Origin of the sequence: Methanococcus maripaludis (assembly GCF_013760955.1) — an archaeon.
GTDB classification, from domain to species: domain Archaea; phylum AGJL01; class Methanococci; order Methanococcales; family Methanococcaceae; genus Methanococcus; species Methanococcus maripaludis_A.
Window position 1 is genome coordinate 125,145 of sequence record NZ_JACDUL010000001.1, and the last position, 22,564, is coordinate 147,708.

Annotated in this window: 22 protein-coding genes; 1 reads left to right on the forward strand and 21 read right to left on the reverse strand. The window is 34.2% G+C overall.

What is annotated here, in order from left to right:
* The 8 genes from HNP90_RS00625 to HNP90_RS00660 all read right to left on the reverse strand — a co-directional run bounded on the left by HNP90_RS00625 (window position 1) and on the right by HNP90_RS00660 (window position 8,395).
* Window positions 1–1,164 carry a Coenzyme F420 hydrogenase/dehydrogenase, beta subunit C-terminal domain gene (locus HNP90_RS00625; RefSeq protein WP_011976941.1) on the reverse strand — a complete coding sequence of 388 codons (1,164 nt, stop codon included), beginning with the start codon at window positions 1,162–1,164 and terminating at the stop codon, window positions 1–3.
* A 35-nt stretch (window positions 1,165–1,199) separates the two neighbouring features.
* Window positions 1,200–3,224: a formate dehydrogenase H subunit alpha, selenocysteine-containing gene (locus HNP90_RS00630; RefSeq protein ID WP_011976942.1), complete on the reverse strand. Its 2,025-nt coding sequence runs from the start codon at window positions 3,222–3,224 to the stop codon at window positions 1,200–1,202.
* 304 nt (window positions 3,225–3,528) lie between these two features.
* Window positions 3,529–3,981: a beta-class carbonic anhydrase gene (locus tag HNP90_RS00635; RefSeq protein WP_011976943.1), complete on the reverse strand. Its 453-nt coding sequence runs from the start codon at window positions 3,979–3,981 to the stop codon at window positions 3,529–3,531.
* Window positions 3,982–4,001: 20 nt separating this feature from the next.
* Window positions 4,002–4,535 (reverse strand): hypothetical protein, encoded by a 534-nt coding sequence (locus HNP90_RS00640; RefSeq protein WP_011976944.1) that lies wholly within the window; start codon window positions 4,533–4,535, stop codon window positions 4,002–4,004.
* Between the two features lie 37 nt (window positions 4,536–4,572).
* Window positions 4,573–5,397, reverse strand: a complete 825-nt coding sequence (locus HNP90_RS00645; protein ID WP_011976945.1) for a formate/nitrite transporter family protein — start codon at window positions 5,395–5,397, stop codon at window positions 4,573–4,575.
* 234 nt (window positions 5,398–5,631) lie between these two features.
* Entirely contained in the window at window positions 5,632–5,877 is a 246-nt protein-coding gene (locus HNP90_RS00650) for a selenium-binding protein (protein ID WP_011976946.1), read from the reverse strand.
* A gap of 212 nt (window positions 5,878–6,089) precedes the next feature.
* A complete protein-coding gene (locus HNP90_RS00655) occupies window positions 6,090–8,009 on the reverse strand; it encodes a cache domain-containing protein (protein ID WP_011976947.1) in 1,920 nt (639 codons plus the stop codon).
* Window positions 8,010–8,035: 26 nt separating this feature from the next.
* Window positions 8,036–8,395 (reverse strand): response regulator transcription factor, encoded by a 360-nt coding sequence (locus HNP90_RS00660; protein ID WP_011976948.1) that lies wholly within the window; start codon window positions 8,393–8,395, stop codon window positions 8,036–8,038.
* A gap of 223 nt (window positions 8,396–8,618) precedes the next feature.
* Between HNP90_RS00660 and HNP90_RS00665 the strand changes: the two genes are divergently transcribed.
* Window positions 8,619–10,022, forward strand: coding sequence for an FIST signal transduction protein (locus HNP90_RS00665; protein WP_011976949.1), 1,404 nt, complete (start codon window positions 8,619–8,621; stop codon window positions 10,020–10,022).
* A 24-nt stretch (window positions 10,023–10,046) separates the two neighbouring features.
* Here HNP90_RS00665 and HNP90_RS00670 read toward each other — a convergent pair whose 3' ends face one another.
* The 13 genes from HNP90_RS00670 to lysS all read right to left on the reverse strand — a co-directional run bounded on the left by HNP90_RS00670 (window position 10,047) and on the right by lysS (window position 22,462).
* A complete protein-coding gene (locus tag HNP90_RS00670; RefSeq protein WP_011976950.1) occupies window positions 10,047–10,808 on the reverse strand; it encodes a 4-phosphopantoate--beta-alanine ligase in 762 nt (253 codons plus the stop codon).
* 62 nt (window positions 10,809–10,870) lie between these two features.
* Entirely contained in the window at window positions 10,871–12,013 is a 1,143-nt protein-coding gene (locus HNP90_RS00675) for a class I SAM-dependent rRNA methyltransferase (RefSeq protein WP_011976951.1), read from the reverse strand.
* 50 nt (window positions 12,014–12,063) lie between these two features.
* Window positions 12,064–12,711, reverse strand: coding sequence for a fructose-6-phosphate aldolase (gene fsa, locus HNP90_RS00680; protein ID WP_011976952.1), 648 nt, complete (start codon window positions 12,709–12,711; stop codon window positions 12,064–12,066).
* 75 nt (window positions 12,712–12,786) lie between these two features.
* The gene (locus tag HNP90_RS00685; RefSeq protein WP_011976953.1) at window positions 12,787–13,398 is read right to left on the reverse strand and encodes a DUF2119 domain-containing protein; all 612 of its coding nucleotides are present in this window, start codon (window positions 13,396–13,398) and stop codon (window positions 12,787–12,789) included.
* 33 nt (window positions 13,399–13,431) lie between these two features.
* Window positions 13,432–14,037 carry an IMP cyclohydrolase gene (locus tag HNP90_RS00690; protein ID WP_011976954.1) on the reverse strand — a complete coding sequence of 202 codons (606 nt, stop codon included), beginning with the start codon at window positions 14,035–14,037 and terminating at the stop codon, window positions 13,432–13,434.
* A 25-nt stretch (window positions 14,038–14,062) separates the two neighbouring features.
* The gene (locus tag HNP90_RS00695; RefSeq protein ID WP_011976955.1) at window positions 14,063–14,221 is read right to left on the reverse strand and encodes a 4Fe-4S binding protein; all 159 of its coding nucleotides are present in this window, start codon (window positions 14,219–14,221) and stop codon (window positions 14,063–14,065) included.
* Window positions 14,222–14,239: 18 nt separating this feature from the next.
* Entirely contained in the window at window positions 14,240–14,866 is a 627-nt protein-coding gene (locus tag HNP90_RS00700; RefSeq protein ID WP_011976956.1) for a hypothetical protein, read from the reverse strand.
* Window positions 14,867–14,874: 8 nt separating this feature from the next.
* Window positions 14,875–15,849 (reverse strand): flap endonuclease-1, encoded by a 975-nt coding sequence (fen, locus tag HNP90_RS00705; protein ID WP_011976957.1) that lies wholly within the window; start codon window positions 15,847–15,849, stop codon window positions 14,875–14,877.
* Window positions 15,850–15,886: 37 nt separating this feature from the next.
* Window positions 15,887–18,172, reverse strand: coding sequence for a DHH family phosphoesterase (locus tag HNP90_RS00710; RefSeq protein WP_011976958.1), 2,286 nt, complete (start codon window positions 18,170–18,172; stop codon window positions 15,887–15,889).
* 327 nt (window positions 18,173–18,499) lie between these two features.
* Window positions 18,500–19,033: a 2-oxoacid:ferredoxin oxidoreductase subunit gamma gene (locus HNP90_RS00715; RefSeq protein WP_011976959.1), complete on the reverse strand. Its 534-nt coding sequence runs from the start codon at window positions 19,031–19,033 to the stop codon at window positions 18,500–18,502.
* Between the two features lie 9 nt (window positions 19,034–19,042).
* A complete protein-coding gene (locus HNP90_RS00720; protein WP_011976960.1) occupies window positions 19,043–19,840 on the reverse strand; it encodes a 2-oxoacid:ferredoxin oxidoreductase subunit beta in 798 nt (265 codons plus the stop codon).
* A gap of 97 nt (window positions 19,841–19,937) precedes the next feature.
* On the reverse strand, window positions 19,938–20,714 hold the full coding sequence (locus HNP90_RS00725) for a hypothetical protein (protein ID WP_011976961.1): 777 nt from the start codon (window positions 20,712–20,714) through the stop codon (window positions 19,938–19,940).
* 146 nt (window positions 20,715–20,860) lie between these two features.
* Complete coding sequence (lysS, locus tag HNP90_RS00730; protein WP_011976962.1) at window positions 20,861–22,462, reverse strand: lysine--tRNA ligase; 1,602 nt, start codon at window positions 22,460–22,462, stop codon at window positions 20,861–20,863.
* Between the last annotated feature and the right edge of the window lie 102 nt (window positions 22,463–22,564).

A 22,564-nucleotide genomic window follows, 5' to 3' on the forward strand; every position in this document is an offset into this window, starting at 1 on the left:
TTATTGGGTTGGACATGAGCCTCCAAGCGCAGGTGGTGCTTTATCATCCACACCAGGCCTGTAACCAAGCTCTTTTCTTGTTTTTTCCTGAATTTTGTGGAATATTCTTGCAACCGGAATTTCCATAGGACATACATCTTCACACTGTCCACAATTTACACAGCTAAATGCCATGTGAGACATTCTGACCCCTTGGAACATTATTGGATCAGGTGGAATTGATCCTGTGTCGATGTAGTCTGCAGTGAGGGCACATTCCTTACAGAAACATACTGGACATACATCCCTACAACCGTAGCATTTTATACACTTATTCCACTGCCTGTTCCATTCTTCAATTGATGGATATTTTTCTTCAAGCCATTTATTCTTGTAGTCTTCACCCATTTTTAACATTGAGCTTTCTACTTTGGCCCTTATTTCAATTCCTTTTGGATTTGGGGCTTTTGTTTTAACATACCCATCTTTTTCTGCATCTTTAAGTAACTGCTTACCTTTTTCAGTGCATACTTCCATGAAGGTATATTTTCCAGCATCTTCTCCGATTACACCCCAGTTTCCAGCAGCAATATCTGCTTTTCGTGGGATTTTTTCGTCACATCTCTGGCAGTTTACTCTTCTTCCGTAGCCGTTGTCTTCGAGATCGTGCATTTTAACTTCTTTGTGGGATCCGTCTTTCATAACAATTATGAATTTACCCTTGTCGATCTCTTCTTTTACAACATCCTTAGGATCTACTTCGTAAAATAATTTTATCATTTCCATTGCAGTTTTTGGAGGAACCGTTCCACCGCAATTTAATCCAATCATGTAGACGTTGTCAAGATTAATCTGGACCCTTTTTGCAAGTTCAACGATTGCCCTCATGTCGCAAGGTTTTACTGGAACTGCAATTTTTACATCTTGCAAATATTCTTTTATAATTCCGCCCCACATCGTTGGAGCGCAGTGTAGAGAACCTGCAGTACTCAACAAATCTTCTGAAGATGTAACAAACGTTGGAATTGCGTCATATACATCTAAACCTTTTTTCAAAGCTAAAACACCATCTACAATACCCTTGTCTAAAAGATATTTGAAAAGTGCAGTAACTGCACCACCACATTCTCCTTTTTCGAGTATTGCAGGGTCAGAAGCCTGTACATAATACATTTCATTGCTCATGATATCCCTCGTTTAAAATCCCGATTTTGGGAAAATTATATTTTTTCCACCTTTGCAGCACATACCTTGTATTCTGGGATTTTACAGTTTGGATCCTGAGCAGGATTTGTTAAGATGTTAGCTGCAGTTTCTGCAAAGTGGAACGGCATAAATACAACACCTTGTTTGATATTTGGTGTTACTTTCGCATTTACAACGACTTCGCCCCTTCGGGTTGAAACTTTGACTTTCTGTTTGTTTTTAATTCCCATATTTTTGGCATCTTCGGGATGAATTTCAACAAATCCTTCGTTTATTTCATCAGCCATATGCTTACTTCTTCTGGTCATTGTTCCTGTGTGGTAGTGGAAAATGATCCTACCGGTTGTAAGGGTCATTGGGTATTCCAAATCTGCCATTTCGTCTGGATCTGCATAGTCTATTGCAAAGATATTTCCAAGTCCATCTGGAGTTAAACATTTTTCACAGTGGAGAATTGGAGTTCCTGGGTCTTCACAGGTTTTACATGGCCAGTGGAGTCCATCTACACCAAGTCTTTCGTAAGTTACACCTGCGTATTGAGGAGTTACTTTTGAAATTTCTTGGAATACTTCTTCAGGAGTATTGAAATTAAATAATTCCCCTTGACCCATCTTTTCAGCAATCATTTTCACGATTTTCCAGTCAGCAATTGCTTCACCAGGAGAATCTACTGCTTTGTTGATTTTTTGGATTCTTCTTTCAGTATTTGAGAAAGTTCCATCCTTTTCAGCCCATGAAGCCCCAGGTAAAACTACATCTGCAACCTGTGCGGTTTCTGTTAAGAAAATATCTTGAACGATCAATAAATCAAGGCTTTTCAACGCATGTTCTACGTGGTGAATATCCGGATCTGAAACCATCGGGTTTTCACCCATTACATAAATACATTTAACCTGTTCTCCAGCTTTTGCAAGCATATCTGGAATCGAAAGACCTACATTTGGATCAACAGATGTGTTCCATGCTTCTGCATATTTTTCATGGTTTGCAGGAACTGCCTGGTATCCCGGGAATACGTTTGGAAGTGCACCCATGTCACATGCTCCTTGAACGTTATTCTGGCCCCTTAATGGATTTACACCAGTTCCCGGTTTTCCAATATTTCCAGTAATCATTGCCAAATTGCAGCAAGATTTTACGTTATTTACACCGGTTGTGAATTGCGTTATACCCATACAGTAAAGTATCGATGCGGCACCTGCACTACCATACATTTTAGCAGCTTCGACAATTAATTCCGGAGCTACACCAGATAATTTTGACGCATACTCGGGAGTATAGGTTTCAAGAGTTTTCTTAAGTTCTTCGTATCCTTTTGTCCTATTTTTGATGAATTCTTCATCGATTAATTTTTCTTTCACGATTACATTCATTATTGCATTTAAAACTGCAATATTTGTACCGGGTAATAACTGTAAGTACAAATCAGCCTGTTTTGCAGTTGGAGTGTATCTTGGATCTATTACAATTATTTTAGTTCCCTTTTCTTTTGCACGAACGACTCTTCTCGCAATCAAAGGGTGTTGTTCAAACGTATTTGAACCGATTATGAATATACAGTCTGCATCTTCTATATCCGAAATTGAATTTGTCATAGCACCTGAACCAAAGGCTTGCCCTAAACCGACCACAGTTGCCGAGTGTCAAAGTCTCGCACAGTGATCAACATTATTAGTTTTCATTACTGTTCTTGCAAATTTTTGAAATACATAGTTGTCTTCATTGGTACATCTTGCAGATGAAAAGAATCCGATTTCTTCAGGGGAATAATCTTTTAATTTACCAGAAATCAATTCTAGTGCTTCATCCCATGATGCTTCCACCAATTCTCCATTTTTTCTGATCAATGGAGTTTTCAACCTATCATCACGGTGTACAAATTCGTGACAATAACTACCTTTAATACAGGTTTTTCCCTCGTTTACAGGGTGTCTTTTAAAAGGATTGGTCCCAACAAGTTTGCCATCCTTTACTACGAGGTCCACACCGCAACCTGTACCGCAATATGGACAAATCGTATGAATGAAGTTTAATTCCATTTTTTGATCACCATTTTAGTTATAAAATGGCAAGTTTGGTTCGATTAAAAAGACGGTGTTCCTAAAAACTGGTTCACACCATCCAGTTGTGCTATTATAATTTATTATGACATAATGGATAAGATTAAATGAATAAATTGAAATATAAAAAATGGTAGATATAGTTAAGTATTTTATGTAGGCTAATGTAGGCAGATAAAGTTAGGCTATTTTATCTGAACTATTTGGCTAATTTGGCTAGTTAAACTCTAATGGGTTAGATACGGGATGTGTCCGCCACTCAGGCATCATCCACATTCTAATTTTAGGCTATTTTTACTAAATCCCCTGATTCAATATCCATTACATATCCATCGATATTGATATCTTTAGGGAATGCAGGGTGGTTTTTCAAAAGTTCAACACCTTCGATAACATTGGTTTCTTCGCAGTACATTCTGCCAAGCCATGCTTCAAAATCAGGTGTGAAATTTGGATTTGCACCTCGCTCTACCATTTTTTTCTTAACAGTTTCAAAGTCTGCAGCTGCCATTCCACAATCTGTATGGCCTATAACCATGATGTCTTCAACATCCAAAAGATATACTGCGATCACTAGTGACCTGATTACATCTTCGGTTATGATATTTCCTGCGTTCTTGATTACTTTTGCGTCACCTTGAGCTATTCCGAGCTTTTCGGAAAGGAAGTTGACAAGCCTTGTATCCATGCAGGTCACAATTGCGAGTTTTTTCTTCGGTTTTGCGTTTTCTCCCAAGTTATAACCTCCATGTATCTTTAGATTTTTCGGACACCAATTCCATAGATTTTAGGCTTCCAAAGATTTGGAATACCCATTATTCCGAAAAATTTGTAGTCTTTTGCTACAATTCCGTATAGTTCTATAATATCCCCTTTTTTTATTCCTTCCGGAACAGGAGAAATTAAGTTGGAGAATATTTCTCCAGTATTATCTTTAACTCGGATAGTTGGTTTCGTAGAAATTCCATATATTACTTTATCCAATTTTCCTGTGACTTTGACTCTCTGATTTAAGCTATCTTTGGTTATTTCCGATATATTGTATTCCTCAGCGTAGTTTACGTATTCGGGGAGGAGTTGATCTGATAATTCTTTATTCATCTGAGAAATTTTAATCGGAATTAATGTTAAACCTAAGATAAATGGAATTGCCATAATTAGTATCCATATATTTCTACTAACATAGACAGACCACGCTGTAAATACTAAACATATTATCAGCGAAATAAATGCTGATGGCGTGGTTTTTGCGTGTCTTTTTAGATCACTTAGAGATACGTTTAATTGCATTATAACACCAAAAAGATGAAGTTAATGTTCTTCATCTTTAGATTTTTTTACCGTATGCGAACTGGTAGATCATTGATACGAATACCACTGCACCGATGATGTTTCCAATGGTTACTGGAATGATATTCCAAAGCCACCAGTCTGCAACGCTTACTGTTGCACCAAGCATCATACCTGCAGGGATGAAATACATGTTTGCCACACAGTGCTCAAATCCGGTTGCAACGAACGCCATGATTGGGAACCATATCATGAAGAACTTACCGAGAATACTCGTTGAAGCCATTGAACCAATAACTGCAAGGTTAACTAACCAGTTACAACCAATACCTTTAACAAGTGCTGCAAGCCATCCGACAGATCCTGCTGCCATGTATGGTAAAACTTTAGCTTGAGCGGTGTTTATTGCTGATTGACCAAATGCATTTACACTAGCTGCACCGGTTGTCGTGTCAAATGATCTCAATGGACCAAATGCCATCATTGAAGCATATATTAAGGAACCAATAAGGTTACCAATGTAAACATAAATCCATACTTTTATCAACTGTGCATAGGAAGCCTTTCTCTGGAAAACTGCTACAGGCAGTAACATCATATCTCCAGTAACCAGTTCCATTCCTGTTAAGATAATCAAGATCAGCCCTACGGGGAACACTGCGGCTGCCATGAATTTACCAAAACCGGCACCTAATGCCGTACCTATTCCTGTTCCTACAACGGTAGCGAGTCCACCACCTATTGCAATGTAAGCGCCGCCCATAACTCCTCTGACAAGAAGTTGGCTTGGACTAAGGTTTCCTTTTACCTGACCTGCATTTCCTGCAAGTTCCACCATTTTGTCGGGTGGGTTTACATCCATGATATTACCTCCATGTGAATATTGTGGTCTTGTGGGGTACTACCACCACATATGTATGTATTATATATTATAGTTATCGGTTGAGAACGTATCATAAAGGTTAAATACTGTATTATATTAAAAAAAGAGAGTAATTTACACGTATTAATTAATAATTTTTGTTAATTAATATTAATTAACTTCAAGTTGTTGAAATTTTTTAGTATTCTAACTTTAAAAAAATAAAAAATGGGTTTAAGCCATTGTGAACTGGCCTTCGTCTGCTTTAACTGCGGTACCGTATCCTAAAAATTTACCATCTGCACAAGCAATCCTAAAAGCTACTAATCCCATACCGCCTTTAGCAAGTACTTGTTTTTTTAAATCTTCAACGATAGCATCTACATTATCAGATACTGCAGAGACTATGCCCATATAGTACAGCCCGAGCCCGGGAATGTCATCTGCAGTGGTAATTATAAACTTTCCTTCAAAAACCATAAGGACACCTCTTAGATATACGCGCCCCACAAAACCATTCATAATTTTGATATTGAAAATATATATAATTTATTATCTGGATATTTGTATGTAAAATTATAAAATAAATATTAAGATCATTTTAAGGATAATATTTATTCAAATTTAAAAAAACTCTAAAAAATCGCCAGTACTCTTTTAAAAATATAATATTTTAAAAAAAATAATTCAGTTTATTGGGATTCGGTAGATATTGGAAGGAGTATGTGGAATGTACTTCCCTTTCCAAGTTCACTTTCAACCCAGATCGAACCTTTGTGTGCTTCGACAATACTTTTACAGACTGCAAGTCCAAGACCTGATCCACCTTTTTTCCGCTTTGTTGATGAATCAACCTGGTAAAACCTGTTGAATACTTTTTCCATGTCTTTTTTAGGAATACCTGCACCGTGATCAGTTACTTTCAAATGAACGTGTTCGTCCTCTAAAACACCACTTATCATAATGGATTCATTTGCAGGACTGAATTTTATCGCATTTTCTATCAAATTAGTGAGAACCTGAGTAATCCTATCTTTATCTGCTTCAATAGTAATTTCTTCAACTTCCCTGTTTAATTTAATATTTTTTTCAGTTGCAAGCGGCTTTAAATATTCGATAACATCGCATACTATTCCTTTAAGATTTACCTTTTCGCGGTACATCTCAAGTTCTCCACGTTCAATCTTTGAAAGATCAAGCATACTCTCAATTAATCTCCTAAGTCTTACGATGTTATCGTCTGCAACCTGCAAACACTTTTTCTGGGAATCGTTTATTGCACCCATTGTACCATCAAGGACCAGTTCAACGTAACCCTTTATTGAAGTAAGCGGAGTTCTTAATTCGTGTGAAACAATTGCAATTAATTCGGATTTTAAATTATCGAGTTCTTTTAATTCATTATATGATGCCTTCAATTCTTCTGCGTGTTTCTTTAGCTTTTCATCAGAAATATTGATTTGAGTTGCCATCTTGTTAAATGCTTTTGCAAGTTCACCAAATTCATCGTCAGAATCAACAATGACTTTTTGATCGTATCTTCCATTACTTACCCGTTCGGCACCCTGCTTTAATTGTTCAAGTGGACTTATTATTCCTCGATTTATAAGGTATGAGACCATCAAGGCAATAAATAATCCAATCAATCCAACTGCAAAGGTTTGATTTCTAACATCTGCCTGTAATGCTAAAAACTTACTTTCGGGAGTTCCGACAAATAACATTCCTATAATTTTGCCATTTGAATCATAAATTGGCTCATAAGCCGTTAAATACCATTCATTTACAACAAAAGCCCTACCATAGTACGTGTTTCCATCCAAAACAACATATTTATAGACCTCTTCTGAAACAAGTGTTCCAATTGCCCTTCCACCATTGTCCTGAACATTTGTGGATATCCTGACACCACCTAAAAATATTGTTGTAGCATCTTTTGAAGCGTCTTTTACAGTATCCACAATAGAATAATCCTTATTCAGAATATCTGCTGCCATTGCAGCCCCAAGTAAAGTTCCATCTTCATCATAGATTGGTTCAATAGATATCAAAGCCATTGCACTATCTTGAACACTTTCCGTAGAATCTATCGAATCTTCTGTTCCTTTTATATCAATATTTACTATTTCATCAACATTTTCGTATTTTATGGCTTCTTTATCGAGAACTTCTATTGAGGTGTATCCAGTACTGTTTATTACCATTTTAAAAAGACTTTCATAAGATTTATCCCCGGTTACATCAGAATTCGACCTTGCAATTACATTTCCATCTTTATCAAAAAAAACAACAAAATCAGGATCTGATGCATCCTTATAAGATAATGCCACATTTTTCAGTTCCAATGTATTGCCCTTCTTTAAAAGATCAACAGTATCCCCATTAGAAACGATATACTTGTTCATTGCAGAAATTTTATCCAGTTTAAGAGTTACCACACTCTCTGCAGTATTTAAATCATCATTTATTTTTTCCTGTGCCTGGTTTGTCATTTCGGTGTTTATCGTATCAGTAGATACCGCACCGAGCATTACTATTGGAATTAACGCCGTGATTATGGAATAAATTATTAATTTAGTTCCCAATCGTTTAATAGGAGGTATAGTGTTCATTTCAATCCCCTAACCCTTAATGTAATTTAATTTTTATTAAGTATTGAACTAACCTTTTCCATTAAATCTTCCCTATCAAAAGGTTTAACAACACAATCATCAACTTTTTTATTAATCGCAGTTTCAAGAGTACTCATTTGTGCATTTGCAGTCAATACAATTACAGGAATCTCAAAACCTTCATTTCTAATTTTATCCAAGAACTCCCATCCTGTCATTCCTGGCATCATAATATCAAGAATAATTAGATCTGGATTCTCCTTAACCTGTTCGAGCCCCTGATATCCATCATGTGCCACGATAACTTCATAATTATTAATTTCTAAAATAATTTTAACGAGATTCAATATATCTTCTTCATCTTCAACTACTAAAATTTTTTTCATTCGATACACCTAATTTAGGGTTAAATCATCATAATTGGCTTTGATTTAAAAAAGATAGACTTGTGGTACTCAGAGCACACATCACATATATAAATATGACCTCATATAATAAGCAAAAAAAACTATGACCGTATAATATTTATAGATTACGAAGCACATTTATATTGTTATTTAAATTACTGGTACTTTAAAATTATTATTTAATCTAAATACTGGTGTTATTGTGGAATTTATCGAATTCGGGTACGGTACTTCAACAGATGAAAATTCTTTAAAAGCGGGGGCTCATGCTGCATCCAATGCTTTGAAAATGATGAAGAAGTATTCAGAAAAACCAAATATTGTATTTTTATATTCTTCTCCAGACTATGATCCTGAAGAAGTTCTTAACGGAGTAAAGTTAATTCTTGGAAACACTGTACAGATAGTCGGTGGAAGTTCAAAATTCCAAGTTTGTGGAAATAAATTTTTGGAAAACGGGGTTTCGATTGGAATTTTGGGTTCAAAATACTTCAGTACCGGAATGGGTGTCGGACTTGGAATTTCGATAAACCCAAAAGAATCGGGAAAAAAAGCAGTTAAAGATGCAGTTGAAAACCTCGGGATGCTTCCAAAATTGCTTTATGTAATAATGGATTTTTGTAAATGCGAAGAACAGGTTTTAAAAGGAATTGTTGAAGAACTTGGGGTTACAATCCCGATTTTTGGAGGAGTTTCCTCCGATAATTTCGAATTCGAACATACATACCAGTATGGAAACGATGTTTATCTCGACAGTATTGTTTGCGTCGCATTTGGTGGGGATATCGTACCAAAAATATCATACAATGACCACGAGTACAAAGAACATCATGGAAAATTGGAAAATGTAATAAATAAATCAGAAAAACGTGCTATTGAAGAAATAGGAAATATTTCTGCAATAAAAAGATATATTGAAATTTCAGGATATGAGGGTTCTGTAAAAGACCTTGAAAAAGACCCTAAATTCTATTTATCACATCCTTTAGGTATTTTGGATACTGCAGGAGATATCCATTTTAAAGGTCCGATAGCAATTAAAAATAAAAAATTAATTACAGGGTCCAATATAAGCAACTCAAATGAATTAAAAATAGAAACTATTGATAAAAATGAATTGAAAAAGATATTTGAAACCAACACAAATGTTTTGAAGAATACTCAACCACATTATGACCCTGCATTTACATTTTACAATATTTCATCGTTTTTATCAGAAATTGATCCTGAAGAAATTGAAAAACTGATTGAAAATTCGGATATAAATCCGTTTTTTGGAAGTTCGACTTTTGGAGAAATATCTTTTAGAAAATATGGAAACTATTCAATGAGCATGTGTTCTTTTGCACCAGATTTAGTTACGATAAGTGCAAAAGAAGGAATTCACATGTTTACAAAACACCCTGCAACAAAAGAAACACTTTTAAAAATCCACGAACTTGGAGGTTCGGTAAAAGTTGAAGAACTTGCAAAATCGCTTGGAATACATAGGAGATCTGCATACGATAGGATCGACCCACTCTTAAAATACGGTTTTATCGAAAAAGACCAAGCAGTAATCACTATCACTGACTTTGGAAAACTTCTGCTTAAATTCGAATTTTAATTAAAAAAAATAAAATAAAAAAATTTAAATTAAATCTATTGATGTTAATCTTTTCGAAATTAAATTCAATATATTTCGCAAATTTTCTTCGTTATTGTAGCTTTCAACAATTTTCAAGAGTTCAGCCCTATCCATTTTTTTGTATTCAATTACATATTCTGTAATTAATGGAATACATCTTGTAAGTTCATCGATTATTGAAATTGTTGATTTTCTTGCGGTTCTTGAAAGAGGGTTTAAATCGATTGCAATTACCGTTTTTCCCATTTTAACGAGTGCTTCAGCCCTATCTCCATCTTCCAGGGGAACTAAAACTACATCTGCAGTGTAAATTCCAGATTCTGAAACTTTTCCCCTCAAGTGATCAACACCGGGAATTTGTTTATCTGCATTATCAATTCCTAAAAGAACAATTCCATCCCCAATATCACTTTCAAATACATCTTTTATTTTTTCTTCCCGTTCACTTGTCCTGTAAAATAAATTAACTTCTATTTTGCCATTTAATTCTTTTGCTAACTCAACAAACTCGTCTTTTGCCAAAGCTACGCTGTTTCCATTTACCGAAATTACTGGGTTTTCTGCTAAAACTAAAAGAGCTGCTGAAACTCTTATGGAATTTAGTGCAACATCGGTTGTGTTTTCTCCGATCAAATAATCGAAAGTTTCACCCCTCCCGTGAGCAATCATTCCGCCTTTTGCCAAAACGCCTGATTCAAATGCTTCTACAATTCTGTCTCGATTTAATAATGATTTGTATCTTGGATGGGATTCTGGAACCATCATAGTCTCACCGTATTTTATTCTCACAATTTTTACTTTTCAAAGATATGCGTTGATCATTTTTATTAGTTTACTACATTGAAGAACAAACACTTCAAATATTCAAGGTCTTTATTTGCCATTGTTATTATGTGGTCAGGTGCCTGTGTCCTGTATGCCCCGATTTGCCTTATCTCTTTTTTAGCCCTTATTGATGAAGAAACAATTGTATTTTTAAAGTTTTCCCGATCAATGTGGTGTGAACAAGAGCACGTCACAAGAATTCTTTTTGCCAATTTCAATCCAAGATAGTTCATTGAATTATAAGCATTTAACGCATTTTTGATATCTTTTGAAGAATCCGTAAATGCAGGTGGGTCAAGCACTACAACATCGAATTTCTCGTTATTTTTAATCATTTCTTTCATTGCGTCAAAAGCATTTGAAACTATAAAGTTATAATTTTTAACACCGTTTAATTCCATGTTTTCTTCTGCAACTGCGAGTGCTTTTTCAGATAAATCTACTGCTGTAACATTTCCACCATTAATTCCCGCGTGAACTGCAAAGCCTCCAGTGTAGCTACAAACATCAAGTACTTTATCTCCTGGTTTTACATAATTTTCAAGATCAATTCTATTATCCCTTTGATCTAAGAAAAATCCAGTTTTATGGCCCTTCATGTTTACGTTAAATTTAGCGTTTCCTTCGGAAATTACAGTTTCAATTTGTGATTTATCTCCAAAAATCTTCGTTTTTACGTCACTTCCCTTTTTACCGCTCTGAACATACATTGTTTCAACATCGGTAATTTCAGAAATACATTCAAAAATTAAATCGGAGTAATTATCCATAATATTCGATGAAATCTGAATTGAAGCAATTTTATTGTATTTATCAAGAATTATTGACGGTAAATAGTCTGCTTCTGCATAAATCATCCTGTAAGTATCGTTATAATTTAATATATCCGTTCTGTAATTATTTGCGTTATTTATCCGTTTGAAAAAGAAATCTTTATCAATTTCTTCGTTTTCCCTTGTTAAAATTTTAATTAACGGAAATTTTGGGTCGTATAATGCTTTTGCAACGAAATTTCCATTATAAGTTATATCAACAATTTCTTCCGTTTTAGAAAAATCGTCTTTATTGATTATCGCATTTTTGTAAATTATGTTTGAAAAATTTTTTAAAGACTGATAAGCCCGTTTATCAATTTGAAATGACATAAAAACCACCGGATTTATAAAAAAATCGAAATAAAATAAATTAAAAGAATTTATCTGTTCATGTGTGCTTCCCAGTCAGCGAGGAATTTTTCAATTCCATTATCTGTTAATGGGTGGTTGAATAATTTGTCAAGTACGTCAAATGGAATTGTTGCAATGTCTGCGCCCATTTTTGCGGATTCGATAACGTGGATTGGGTGTCTTACTGAAGCTACGATAACTTCTGTTTCGATTCCGTATGCGCTAAAGACTTGCATTACTTCTGAAATTAAAAACATTCCATCCTGTCCAACATCATCGAGTCTTCCAACGAATGGGGAAACGTATGAAGCTCCAGCTTTTGCTGCGAGTAATGCCTGATTTGCTGAAAAGATTAATGTAACGTTTGTTTTTATTCCTTCTTTTGAGAGAATGTTTACTGCTTTCATTCCTTCTTTTGTCATTGGAATTTTAACTACAACGTTTTCTGCAAGTTTTACGAGTTCTCTTGCTTCTTTAACCATTCCTTCCGCATCAAGTGCAATAACTTCAGCACTTACTGGACCGTCAACAATTGCGCAGATTTCTTTGATTACTTCGTAGAAGTCTCTTCCTTCTTTTTTGATTAAACTTGGGTTTGTTGTAACTCCGTCAACTAAACCAAGTGCGTTAAATTCTTTAATTTTTTCAACATTTGCAGTGTCTAAGAAAAACTTCATCCTTTCACCATTTTGTGTTTCGCTTTTATTAGAGTTATAAATAAAGATATTTATAAGTAATGTAACTTGAAAATTTTACAAAAAAGTTAGATTGAATTCATCGGCAAGCCATTTTGCATAACTTACTTCTTTTGGATATTTATTAAAAATTTTTTCAACCATTCCATTCTTATTTTTTGAAGTTATTCCAAATTCCAAAATTTCAAGGACCGTTTTTTCAACTTCATCAACTTTCCAGTTTGGAACTTCGATAGTCATGCAGAGGTCTGTTTTTTTAAATTTTCCTCGCAATATTGGAGAAATCGATGCCATCAAAACCCCATTATTTAAATCAACAAACGGAGGAATTCCTTTCAAATCGACTCGTTTTAATTCAGTTAAATTGGAATAAGATTTTTTTGAATACGAATGGATTTCAAAATAAAATTCAGGTTTATATTTTCCAATTAATTCTAAAAGAGATTTTCCCGTCTCTGTTTCATAGTATTCTGGATTTAATGTGGAATAATACTTTGAATCGTTTACAAGTTCGGATACGATTATTATATTTCCAAAAGTTTTTAAATTTAAAATATTTTTTTGTAAATTTTCTAAAATCTGTGAAGTATATTTCGATTCACTGCCGTGAATTCCTGCTAAAAAAAGCTTTTTTGGAATCTCATTTTCAAAATTATTGTAAATTTTCAAAATTTCACCAAATAAGTTAAAAAAATAGAAAAATTAAAGTGTTGCAAGCTTAAATCCATCTTTTAACAAAACTGTTGCTGCAGTTACTGGTTTTTCAAATTCTTCGTAGTCCATTACAAATTTAGTTACTTCTTCTGCAGTTTTTCCCGCAACTGAAATTACCTGGTGCTTTGTGATATTACATGCTTCGTAAACACTCAAGTAGTACGCTTTTCCAGATTCTAATTCAACTTTTTTAATTCTGACGTCGTTTTCACTTACATATCCCATGTATGCACTGTCTTTTGTTAAAACTACTGCAATTCTTGGAGTATTGTAGTCATCTTTTTCATAGTCCATTGTCAATAATGAATATGATAAAGCATCCCTTATTGGAAGTCCAAGCTTAATTTTATCTGCAATTATATCTGTGTGTGAACCGTTTGTAGCTATTGCAACGTCACCTACGAGCTTTACACAATTATAGGTAATATATGGATTTTTAAACATTTCTTCCAAGTCTTTTGGTAAAATTGCAACAGTATTATCATCCATTACTTTTGCAACCCTGTTTGGAAAGCTCCTGCTTGAAACCCTGTATGTTACAAAAGGATTTCCTTCATCCGTTTTTCCAAGAACCAAAAATCTACCAATATACATCAAACCACCTGATTTTAAAGTCTATTTATTCAGTTATTGCATTTAGAGGACAATAACTTTTACATATCGCACAATTTGTACAAATTTCAATATCAATTTCTGCCTTACCAACCGCAGAAATAGCCCCGACCGGACAGAATGGAACACATCCTGCACATCCTACACATTTATCCAATATTTCCATGTTTTCACATTAACTACATTATAAACTAAGGTTATTTATCTCTTGGTTTTTTAAATTTATTTCGTATTCTTTAAGCTCAGAAATACTCATCCTGCTTTTACATTTCTCTTTTGGAATTATATATAATAATTTAGGGTCATCGTAGTCTCCTTTTAAACCCAAAACAATCATATCTTCCTCTGGAGTTTCTTCGTAAAGTTTTATAACTTCGTTTACAGGGTATGTCTTTTTATAAACGGGATATACCGATTTATCGAAATAATAGAGTTTTTCATCGTTTTCAGATAATCCATTATTCATTAAATAATTAATAAACTGCTTATGTTCCCAATTCTCACATTTATCTTCGAAAATTACGGGGATATCTTCTTCGACAGATTCTTCCTCAATTTCCAATTTTTTTGAAAAGTTTATCAGAACTTCTCCGTTGTCAGAACTGCCTGTAACTTTAATCTTTTTAGTTTTTAATTTTCTAATAATTCCATTAATTCCAGATTTAATTTTTTTATAACCCAAATAAATTGCTCCCAAAACGATTGCTAAAAATATTATTGGGATAATCAAAATTAAACCAAGGATTATCAGAGGAATTAAAAATATCCAAAATATAGGGGAGATTTTGGTTAAACTGTATACTTTCATCATATTTGCACCTAAAACCAGGCTTCAAGATTTTTCTGGGATTTTTTATTGCCCAAAAGATTGCTAATTTTTTCAATGTTTGGTAAAATTCGATCTTTTGAAAAATCATTTTCTTCGATCAAAAATTCTGCCAGTTCCTCTTTTTTAGGGGTTTTCAATTTTGTATCGTATTCTGATGTTACATTAGGTTCATCAAATATTTTTCTAATCTCAGAATAATTTTCAATTTCTGAAATATACTTTTCCATTTGACCTTTTTTAACCGTATCAATCGCTTTTTTTGGACCGAATCCTTTCAATCCACCAGGATTGTAGTCCGTTCCAATCAGTATTGCAACATCAATCAACTGGTTAAGAGAAACATTTAATTCAGATAAGGTTTTTTGAAGTTCTATCAATTCAATATCTTTATTTGATGAAGTTATGTTTTTTACAACGTTTTCCGCACCATAAAGAATTGAATCGTAGTCCTGACTTATTACACAAAATGCATCGTTTGATTTTACAAGTTCTGCACATTGGGCCTCCCCTTCTGATGGAGCATTGATATATGGAATTCCCATCAATTCAAGGAGTTTTTTGGAATTATCGATTGTTTTTTTATCCAAAAAATTTGCTCTTTTAGCATATTTTTGCATTTCTTCCAAGTTATTCTGCTCTTTTGCTTCCAAATAACTGTCAAGCGCACCATTTCTGGATTTTCGTCTTTCTTCTTTTGTTTTTTCTTTTAAATCGTGAGATTTGCCATCAAAAACCCATATTGGGGTCATTTCATTTTCTAGCATGTAAATTGTCTTATAAAAAATACCGTTGTAAGTTGAAGTAATTTCCCCATTCTTATTCTTTAAAGGACTTCCATCCCTTAAACGAATGCTTGATAAAAACTGGTAAATTACGTTCATTGCATCTATTGCAACAGTTTTATTCTTTAAAAATTTTAAAGAGATTTCCGTTTTGGGTATCAAATCTCCAAATTGAACTCCCATGTTAACACCGAATTGTAAATAAAAAAGTTAATTTTAATTAATCTTTTTCTTTCATTTCTAAAACTACTTCTGAGAATCTATTTATTACTTTTTCTCTCAATCCTTCAACAAATTTCAAACTTCCTGCACACTCGTGTCCACCACCATCAAGCGATGCTTCAGGAATTTCATCGATGAATTGTGTCACGATGTGATTTAAATTGAAGCTGAATTTTTCGCTTACTGCATCAGTTGCACGAACTACTCCAAAATCAGGGCCATATGAAAGGGTAATTACTGGAGTTCCAGGTTCATACTGTTGAACTATTGAATCGTGTGCAAATCCACAGGTTTTTCCAGGAGCAGGGAATGTAAACTTGTGTGCATATTTTTCAACATCCAACGTGTTGAATACAATTCCATTTGGTAAGATTTCTGTTTTTATTGCAGGGCGTACGGCTTTCATCTGCCTGTCAACCATTGCCATTGCTCTTTCGTAAAGTATGTTTATAAGTTTTTCATGCCTTGCAAAGTCTTTTTTGTTCATTCCATAGATGTCTTCTACGATACCCATTCCGTTCATGAATTTTAAGTAAAATGCTTCAAAATCCATGCACTGACCGATTTTTTCAACATCTTCTCTGGAATATACTTTTCCAGTTCCAAACTCAGCACTGCATTTTGTAAGTCTTTCTAGTGCTATTTTTATGTAGTTCTCTACAGCTTCGCCTTTTGCGTGGTCGCCAACAACTGCGATACCAGGTAAGTGTTCAACGAGTTCGGTAACATCTGGATTTATCATTCTTGCAACTTCTGTTGCCAAAACACCTGCTGTAAGGTTGCTGTCTCCTCCAACGAGGTAAGGATTTACGTGTGCTTCAACGAATTCATCAATTTCTACTTTTCCATCGATTACTTCGCCAGGGAAGTGGTGATCCACTACAACAACTTCGATATCGTATGCTTTAACTTGGGATACTGCAGGAATATCTTCATCAGTACTTCCGTTATCTACAAGAACAATTAAAGGCATTTTCTGTCCAAATCTTAAGTAATCTTCAATTGAAAATACTAAATCTTTGGTTACATCTTCTAATTCATAAAATGGAGCTTTTGAAGGGCTTCTTCTAAAGTAGTGCCATTGTGCACCGGAATCCATTGAATATTTCTCCAAAACAGGGATTACTGCTTTTTCAATTGCAATTCCACCGCAATATCCATCCGTATCTGCGTGGTGTCTTATAATTACAGGTCTTCCATCTAAAACTGCTCTTCTGATTCTTTTTGCAACATCCGCCATTTTTGGCCTTAATTTTTCCAAAATGTCACTTTCAACTAAAAATTCGATGTCGCTATCAGGCTCTGCTTTTTTATCAAGTTCAATGTCAATTTTATCTTTTACTTTTTGTTCAGCGTCGCCTTCGAGTTTTTCAAGTTTCATTCTTTCGATCTGAAGTTTTCCATCCCTTACAGAAACGGAACCAACTACATCGATAATTGAACCCATTACTACATCAGGGTGTGTCCTAACTCCGGCAGATTCAAATGCTGCAACCCATGCAACTTCTGAACCATCTGTAATAGTAAATACTGTTGGACCGGGTGTTTGAGCTGCCTGGAGAACTTCTCCTTGAACTCGAATAACTTTATCTTTCATGTTCATTAATCCCGTATCAAATATTTCCTTGATATCGATTAATTCGTGTTCTTTTTCGAGTTTTTCGAGTTTGTATCCTGCAATTGGAACGTATCTTAAATCAAGTTCTCTTTTTTCGAGTTTTAATTCGGATACCTGGACAATAATTTCGTCCCCGATATTAAAATCGCTTGGCCTTTTTCCAACAACTTCCCTGAATCTTAAAAGACCTCTTGTTTTTTCATTCAACTGAACGAATACTCCGTATTTTTCGGTTCGGTTAATTTTTCCCTTGTAAAATTTACCTTCTTCAAGATCGTTCATGGTAAACATGTTGTCTAAAACATAAACAACCTTTTTGTTCTCTTTTTGTTCTTCTTCCTTACCACTACAGTTCTCACAAGTGTTTAAGTCTTTATCTTCAGGATATTTTCCAATTTCACGACCGCATGAGTCGCATTTTACAACTTTTCCAGTTCCGTTGCAGTACTCGCAATCTTCATATTCCGGAATTTTTCCGGTTCCATTGCATGTGGGGCATGGAATTTCTTCATCGTCAAAATCATATTTTGAATTTTTAGAAGCGTTTTTAAAATGACTTTTTGTTTCAAATTCTTCTAAATAACCTTTTCCTTCGCATTCCGGACATTCTGAATATTTTACTACCTTCTTTCCAGTTCCGCCACATATTTTACAGTTTTCTATCATAGTATCCTCTTAAATTAGATTGATAAATATCCAAATCATGAAAATTAATCAAGTTCTTTAAAAAAGAATGTTGATTTAATTATAAATAATTAATTAAAAAATTACAGGATTAAAAAAAGATTTTTGGGGTTTTTATCTATTTTTCAGCATTTTATAAACTTTAAATAAATATTTAAAGAATAATTATTTTTTAAATTTAAAATAAATGTATTTATGTCCAATAATATCTAATTTGATGTTTAAAATGTAGTATCTTAAAAAATTAAATCTTTTAAAGCATTATTTTTTAAATTAAACAATATAAAAAATTAGCAAATGTAATTTAAGTTAAAGGTAATCATATCCTTTTTCAAAAGCCATTAAATTCTTTTTTTCCGTTCCTTTCGGGATACTATCGAGAAGTGCTTTTTCAACTTCTTCTTTTGAAACCAATTCTGCCAATTTTGTTAGTGCACCAAGCATTACGATATTTGCAACGATTCCAAGCCCAACTTCCTTGTTTGCAATTTCCGTAAATGGAACTTTGTATACTTCATATTTTCCTTCGTAACCGTTTGGAATAGTAACTAAATCCCTATCAACGATTACTTTTGCATTTTCTTTTAAATCGTAACCGTATTTATCAAAGGCAGGTTGTGACATTGAAATGAGGATATCCGGCTGAATTACTTTTGGAAAATCTATTTCGCTTTCTGAAATTACAACTTCAGACTTACTCGCACCACCCCTTGCTTCAGGGCCGTAGCTCTGTGTCTGAACTGCCTCTTTTCCAGCGTAAAGGGATGCAGCACGTCCTAAAATAACTCCTGCTAAAATTATTCCCTGACCGCCAAAACCTGAAAATCTTATCTCTTTTCTCATGGTATCACATTATTCCTGTAATTTTTTAAGCTGTTCGACATATTCTGGTTTCTCGATATTTAAAAACTCCCCAACAATTATTTTGTTTAAAAGTTCTTCTTTTTCTATAGTTTCTGCTTTTCGAACAGTTGTTGCACTTTCTTTTAAATTTTTCATCATTTCTGAAGGTTTCCTTGAAACATTGAATCTTCCGTAGTAGGTGGGACACTGTGAAACTACTTCTATAAATGAAAATCCTTTTTTATCCATCCCTTTTTTAATTGAATTTGCAAGCTGGATCGGGTTTGCAGTAGTCCATCTTGCAACGTAAGTTGCCCCTGCTGCTTTTGCAAGTTCGCACAAATCAAGTGGGTTTTCAGGGTTTCCATAAGGTGCAGTTGTTGCTTTTTTCTCGTGAGGAGTTGTTGGCGAACACTGTCCTCCGGTCATCCCGTAAATATTGTTATTTATACAAATTACAGTTATGTCGATGTTTCTCCTGCATCCGTGAATGAAGTGGTTTCCACCAATTGCTGAGAGGTCACCATCTCCAGTAAATACAACAACTTTTTTGTCGTTTTGAATTACCTTAGTTCCAAGAGCAAAAGCAATTGGTCTTCCATGGGTTGTGTGGAGTGAATCACAGAAAAGGTATCCTGGAACCCTTGAAGAACATCCGATACCAGAAATTGCGATGTAATCCTCGTTTTTGAGGGATAATTTATCAAGAGCATTCGTAAAGCAGTTTAAAACAATACCATTACCGCAACCTGAACAAAATATGTGCGGTAACCTGTCCTTTCTCATGTATTTTAGCGAAGGATGCATTTATCTCACCTAAAATTAAGCCATGTTTAATACGTCGAATAATAAAAATAATTAAAATCCAAATATAATTTATTTAATTTATTCTTAATGTTTATCTTTATTTTTTATTCATGTTTGCAGCGGCGTGCGTAAGCTCAAATACTGCGCCACCAAGGTCGTTTCCAATATCTTGTAATTCTGAAATATCAAGTTCAATATCTGAATTTTCAAAAGAAATTGCAACAGGCAAAAATTTGTACGCAACCTCTACAATGTCGAACGGTTTACAAAACATCTCAATTGCAACGAGTCCTGAAAAAATACCTTTTGATTCATCCATTGATTTTGTAATTACCTTGTTTACAACAATATCTGGATTTAATGATGCGAGTATCTTTTTAATAATTATCTCTTCGGATTTTCCGTCGCCTTCAAATACTGCTTTTACCCTTAAAAGTCCTTCTTCGCTTTCCATTAAATAAATATCATCTTCATCGCAAAGCCCTTCTTTCAAAGCGTTTATATCTGCGTCAACTTCATTTTTTACATAGACGTTGAATGCAACACCAAATTTTTTAGCGAATTTTTTGAAAAAATCGATAATGTAAAGAATAGTGTTTCCCATTTCGTTTCCAGAAATCTTCAATTTTGTAGGGGATACTACATCCAAATCTGCACCATACATTAAACAGTACTTAATGTAGTCCAAAACTGTTTCAAATTTTATTTTTAATTCCGTAATTCTTGTATAAAGTTCCCCTTCGTCGTCTGACTCGTTTGATAAAACTTGTGCGTTGTATTTTTCTTTTAATTCCGCTATCAACTTTTCAAACTGTTCATCGACAATTTCTTTGTTATTTCCCTTTAATTCTTGGTATGATATAGTTTCAATCATAGTATCCTCTTCAAACTCGTTAGGACTTATGTATATTGCCTTACTATTTTTATAACTTTATAAGATTTGAGTAGTTAAAACCGTTTTTGTAAAAATTGATAAATTGCTTTTAAGTTACTTAAAAAATGAAAAAAAGTTTTATTAAATTATTCAGTTAGTGAAAATCTTCCAATCACGAACTCTTTTTTAAGGGATGCTAAAAAGCTTCCTAACTTTGGTCCGTAGTTTTTACCGAGAAGTATTTTGTATGATGCAACAAATGCTTCTTTTGGTGCGAGGTCCAATTTTGTTGCGGTTTCATACATCAATTCGTGAACGGTAGTCGCATCGATTTCGATTTTTTCTACTTCCTCAGCAAACAATTTTAACCATGCTTTTTGTTCTTCTGAGAGTGTTTCGTACTGCTCTTTTGCTTGCTCGAGATCATTTATTTCTAAATTTTCACCGTAGTCTGAAGCCCATTTTTTAGACATGTAAAGCCTTTTTTCAAGCCTTGATTTGTCGTATTCTGAAAATTCTGCTGGATTGTATCCATTTCTTCCCAAAATATCGAAAACTCTTTCCATGTCAATCTCTTGGGTTTCTTTATCGAGTGCAATTTGCGCAATAATTGAACAGAACCTGTATGCAACCTGTAGTGGTAATTTTTCAGGTTTTTTTGGAGTTACGAGTTCGTATAAACTTATTTTTTCATCTTCACTGTCATTTAATTCTTCAGTTTTTCTTTTTTCGATTAATTCGAAGTATTTTCTCTCGAGTTCATCGTAATCGTCAACTAAATTTGAAATTGCTTTTAAATCGAAATCTATGTGTTTTGTTGGTTTTCCTTTTAAAATTAAGAATCTTAAAACTTCAGGGTGGCAGATTTCGTTCCAGTCTTTTACTGCGAATACAACTCCAGATGATGAAGACATCGGCATTGCCTTGTCACCAATTTTTAACTGGATCCATTCATAAACCATTTTTTCTGGTGCTTGATAGTTGTAAATCTGTCTTGCAATCTTAATTCCCGTATCGTATGAACCGCCCGACGCTGCGTGGTCTTTTCCCATCGGTTCAGCAGTAACTCCAAAGATACCCCATCTTGCAGGCCAATCAACTCTCCACGGAAGTTTTCCAATACCGTTGAATGGTTGAACTGTGTTTTCAAATCCGCATTTACAGACGTAAGTTATTGTTTTATCTTCAGAATTGTATGCAGTAACTTTGGTTTCGTGCATTTTACCGCATTTTTCACATACAACGTTTAAAGGAAACCAGTCATCCGCAAGTGGCTCTTTTCTGTATGAATCGAGTATTTCTTTAATTTTCAACCTGTTTTCAAGAGCAGTTATAATTACATCGTCGTACATTCCTGCCTTGTAACATTCGTTTGCCCTGTGTGTTGTAATATCAACGCCCAAATCATCAAGGCTGTTTAAAAATGGCATTAAAAAGTGATCTGCATAGCTTTTACAACATCCCTCTGGACATGGGATTTCACTTAATGGCATTCCAATATATTTTTCAAATTCCTGAGGTAAAAATGGATATAATTTCCTTAATGGATCGTAATCGTCCGCAACAAAAATTAATTTAGCGTTTGCACCTGATTTTGCAATTCCTTTGTAAACTGCATCGGCAGTTAGTGTTTCCCTTGCATTTCCGATGTGGATGTGACCTGATGGCGTAATGCCGCTTGATACCACATATTCGTTTGCATTTCTTTTTTTCATTATTTTTTCCGATGTTGCATCAGCCCAGTGCATTGTGTTTCCTCCTAAAATTTTAAACAATTAAAAACAAAAAAATAATTGAATTAAATAGAAATTCATGATTTTCTAGGTTATAGCTGAAACATTTTATATAAT

Excerpts from the sequence above, each read along its gene's own strand:
- HNP90_RS00625 (WP_011976941.1), bottom strand. The coding sequence starts at position 1,164 with ATGAGCAATGAAATGTATTATGTACAGGCTTCTGACCCTGCAATACTC.
- HNP90_RS00640 (WP_011976944.1), bottom strand. The coding sequence starts at position 4,535 with ATGCAATTAAACGTATCTCTAAGTGATCTAAAAAGACACGCAAAAACC.
- HNP90_RS00645 (WP_011976945.1), bottom strand. The coding sequence starts at position 5,397 with ATGGATGTAAACCCACCCGACAAAATGGTGGAACTTGCAGGAAATGCA.
- HNP90_RS00650 (WP_011976946.1), bottom strand. The coding sequence starts at position 5,877 with ATGGTTTTTGAAGGAAAGTTTATAATTACCACTGCAGATGACATTCCC.
- HNP90_RS00655 (WP_011976947.1), bottom strand. The coding sequence starts at position 8,009 with ATGAACACTATACCTCCTATTAAACGATTGGGAACTAAATTAATAATT.
- HNP90_RS00660 (WP_011976948.1), bottom strand. The coding sequence starts at position 8,395 with ATGAAAAAAATTTTAGTAGTTGAAGATGAAGAAGATATATTGAATCTC.
- HNP90_RS00670 (WP_011976950.1), bottom strand. The coding sequence starts at position 10,808 with ATGATGGTTCCAGAATCCCATCCAAGATACAAATCATTATTAAATCGA.
- HNP90_RS00675 (WP_011976951.1), bottom strand. The coding sequence starts at position 12,013 with ATGTCATTTCAAATTGATAAACGGGCTTATCAGTCTTTAAAAAATTTT.
- fsa (WP_011976952.1), bottom strand. The coding sequence starts at position 12,711 with ATGAAGTTTTTCTTAGACACTGCAAATGTTGAAAAAATTAAAGAATTT.
- HNP90_RS00690 (WP_011976954.1), bottom strand. The coding sequence starts at position 14,037 with ATGTATATTGGTAGATTTTTGGTTCTTGGAAAAACGGATGAAGGAAAT.
- HNP90_RS00695 (WP_011976955.1), bottom strand. The coding sequence starts at position 14,221 with ATGGAAATATTGGATAAATGTGTAGGATGTGCAGGATGTGTTCCATTC.
- HNP90_RS00700 (WP_011976956.1), bottom strand. The coding sequence starts at position 14,866 with ATGATGAAAGTATACAGTTTAACCAAAATCTCCCCTATATTTTGGATA.
- fen (WP_011976957.1), bottom strand. The coding sequence starts at position 15,849 with ATGGGAGTTCAATTTGGAGATTTGATACCCAAAACGGAAATCTCTTTA.
- HNP90_RS00710 (WP_011976958.1), bottom strand. The coding sequence starts at position 18,172 with ATGATAGAAAACTGTAAAATATGTGGCGGAACTGGAAAGAAGGTAGTA.
- HNP90_RS00715 (WP_011976959.1), bottom strand. The coding sequence starts at position 19,033 with ATGAGAAAAGAGATAAGATTTTCAGGTTTTGGCGGTCAGGGAATAATT.
- HNP90_RS00720 (WP_011976960.1), bottom strand. The coding sequence starts at position 19,840 with ATGCATCCTTCGCTAAAATACATGAGAAAGGACAGGTTACCGCACATA.
- HNP90_RS00725 (WP_011976961.1), bottom strand. The coding sequence starts at position 20,714 with ATGATTGAAACTATATCATACCAAGAATTAAAGGGAAATAACAAAGAA.
- lysS (WP_011976962.1), bottom strand. The coding sequence starts at position 22,462 with ATGCACTGGGCTGATGCAACATCGGAAAAAATAATGAAAAAAAGAAAT.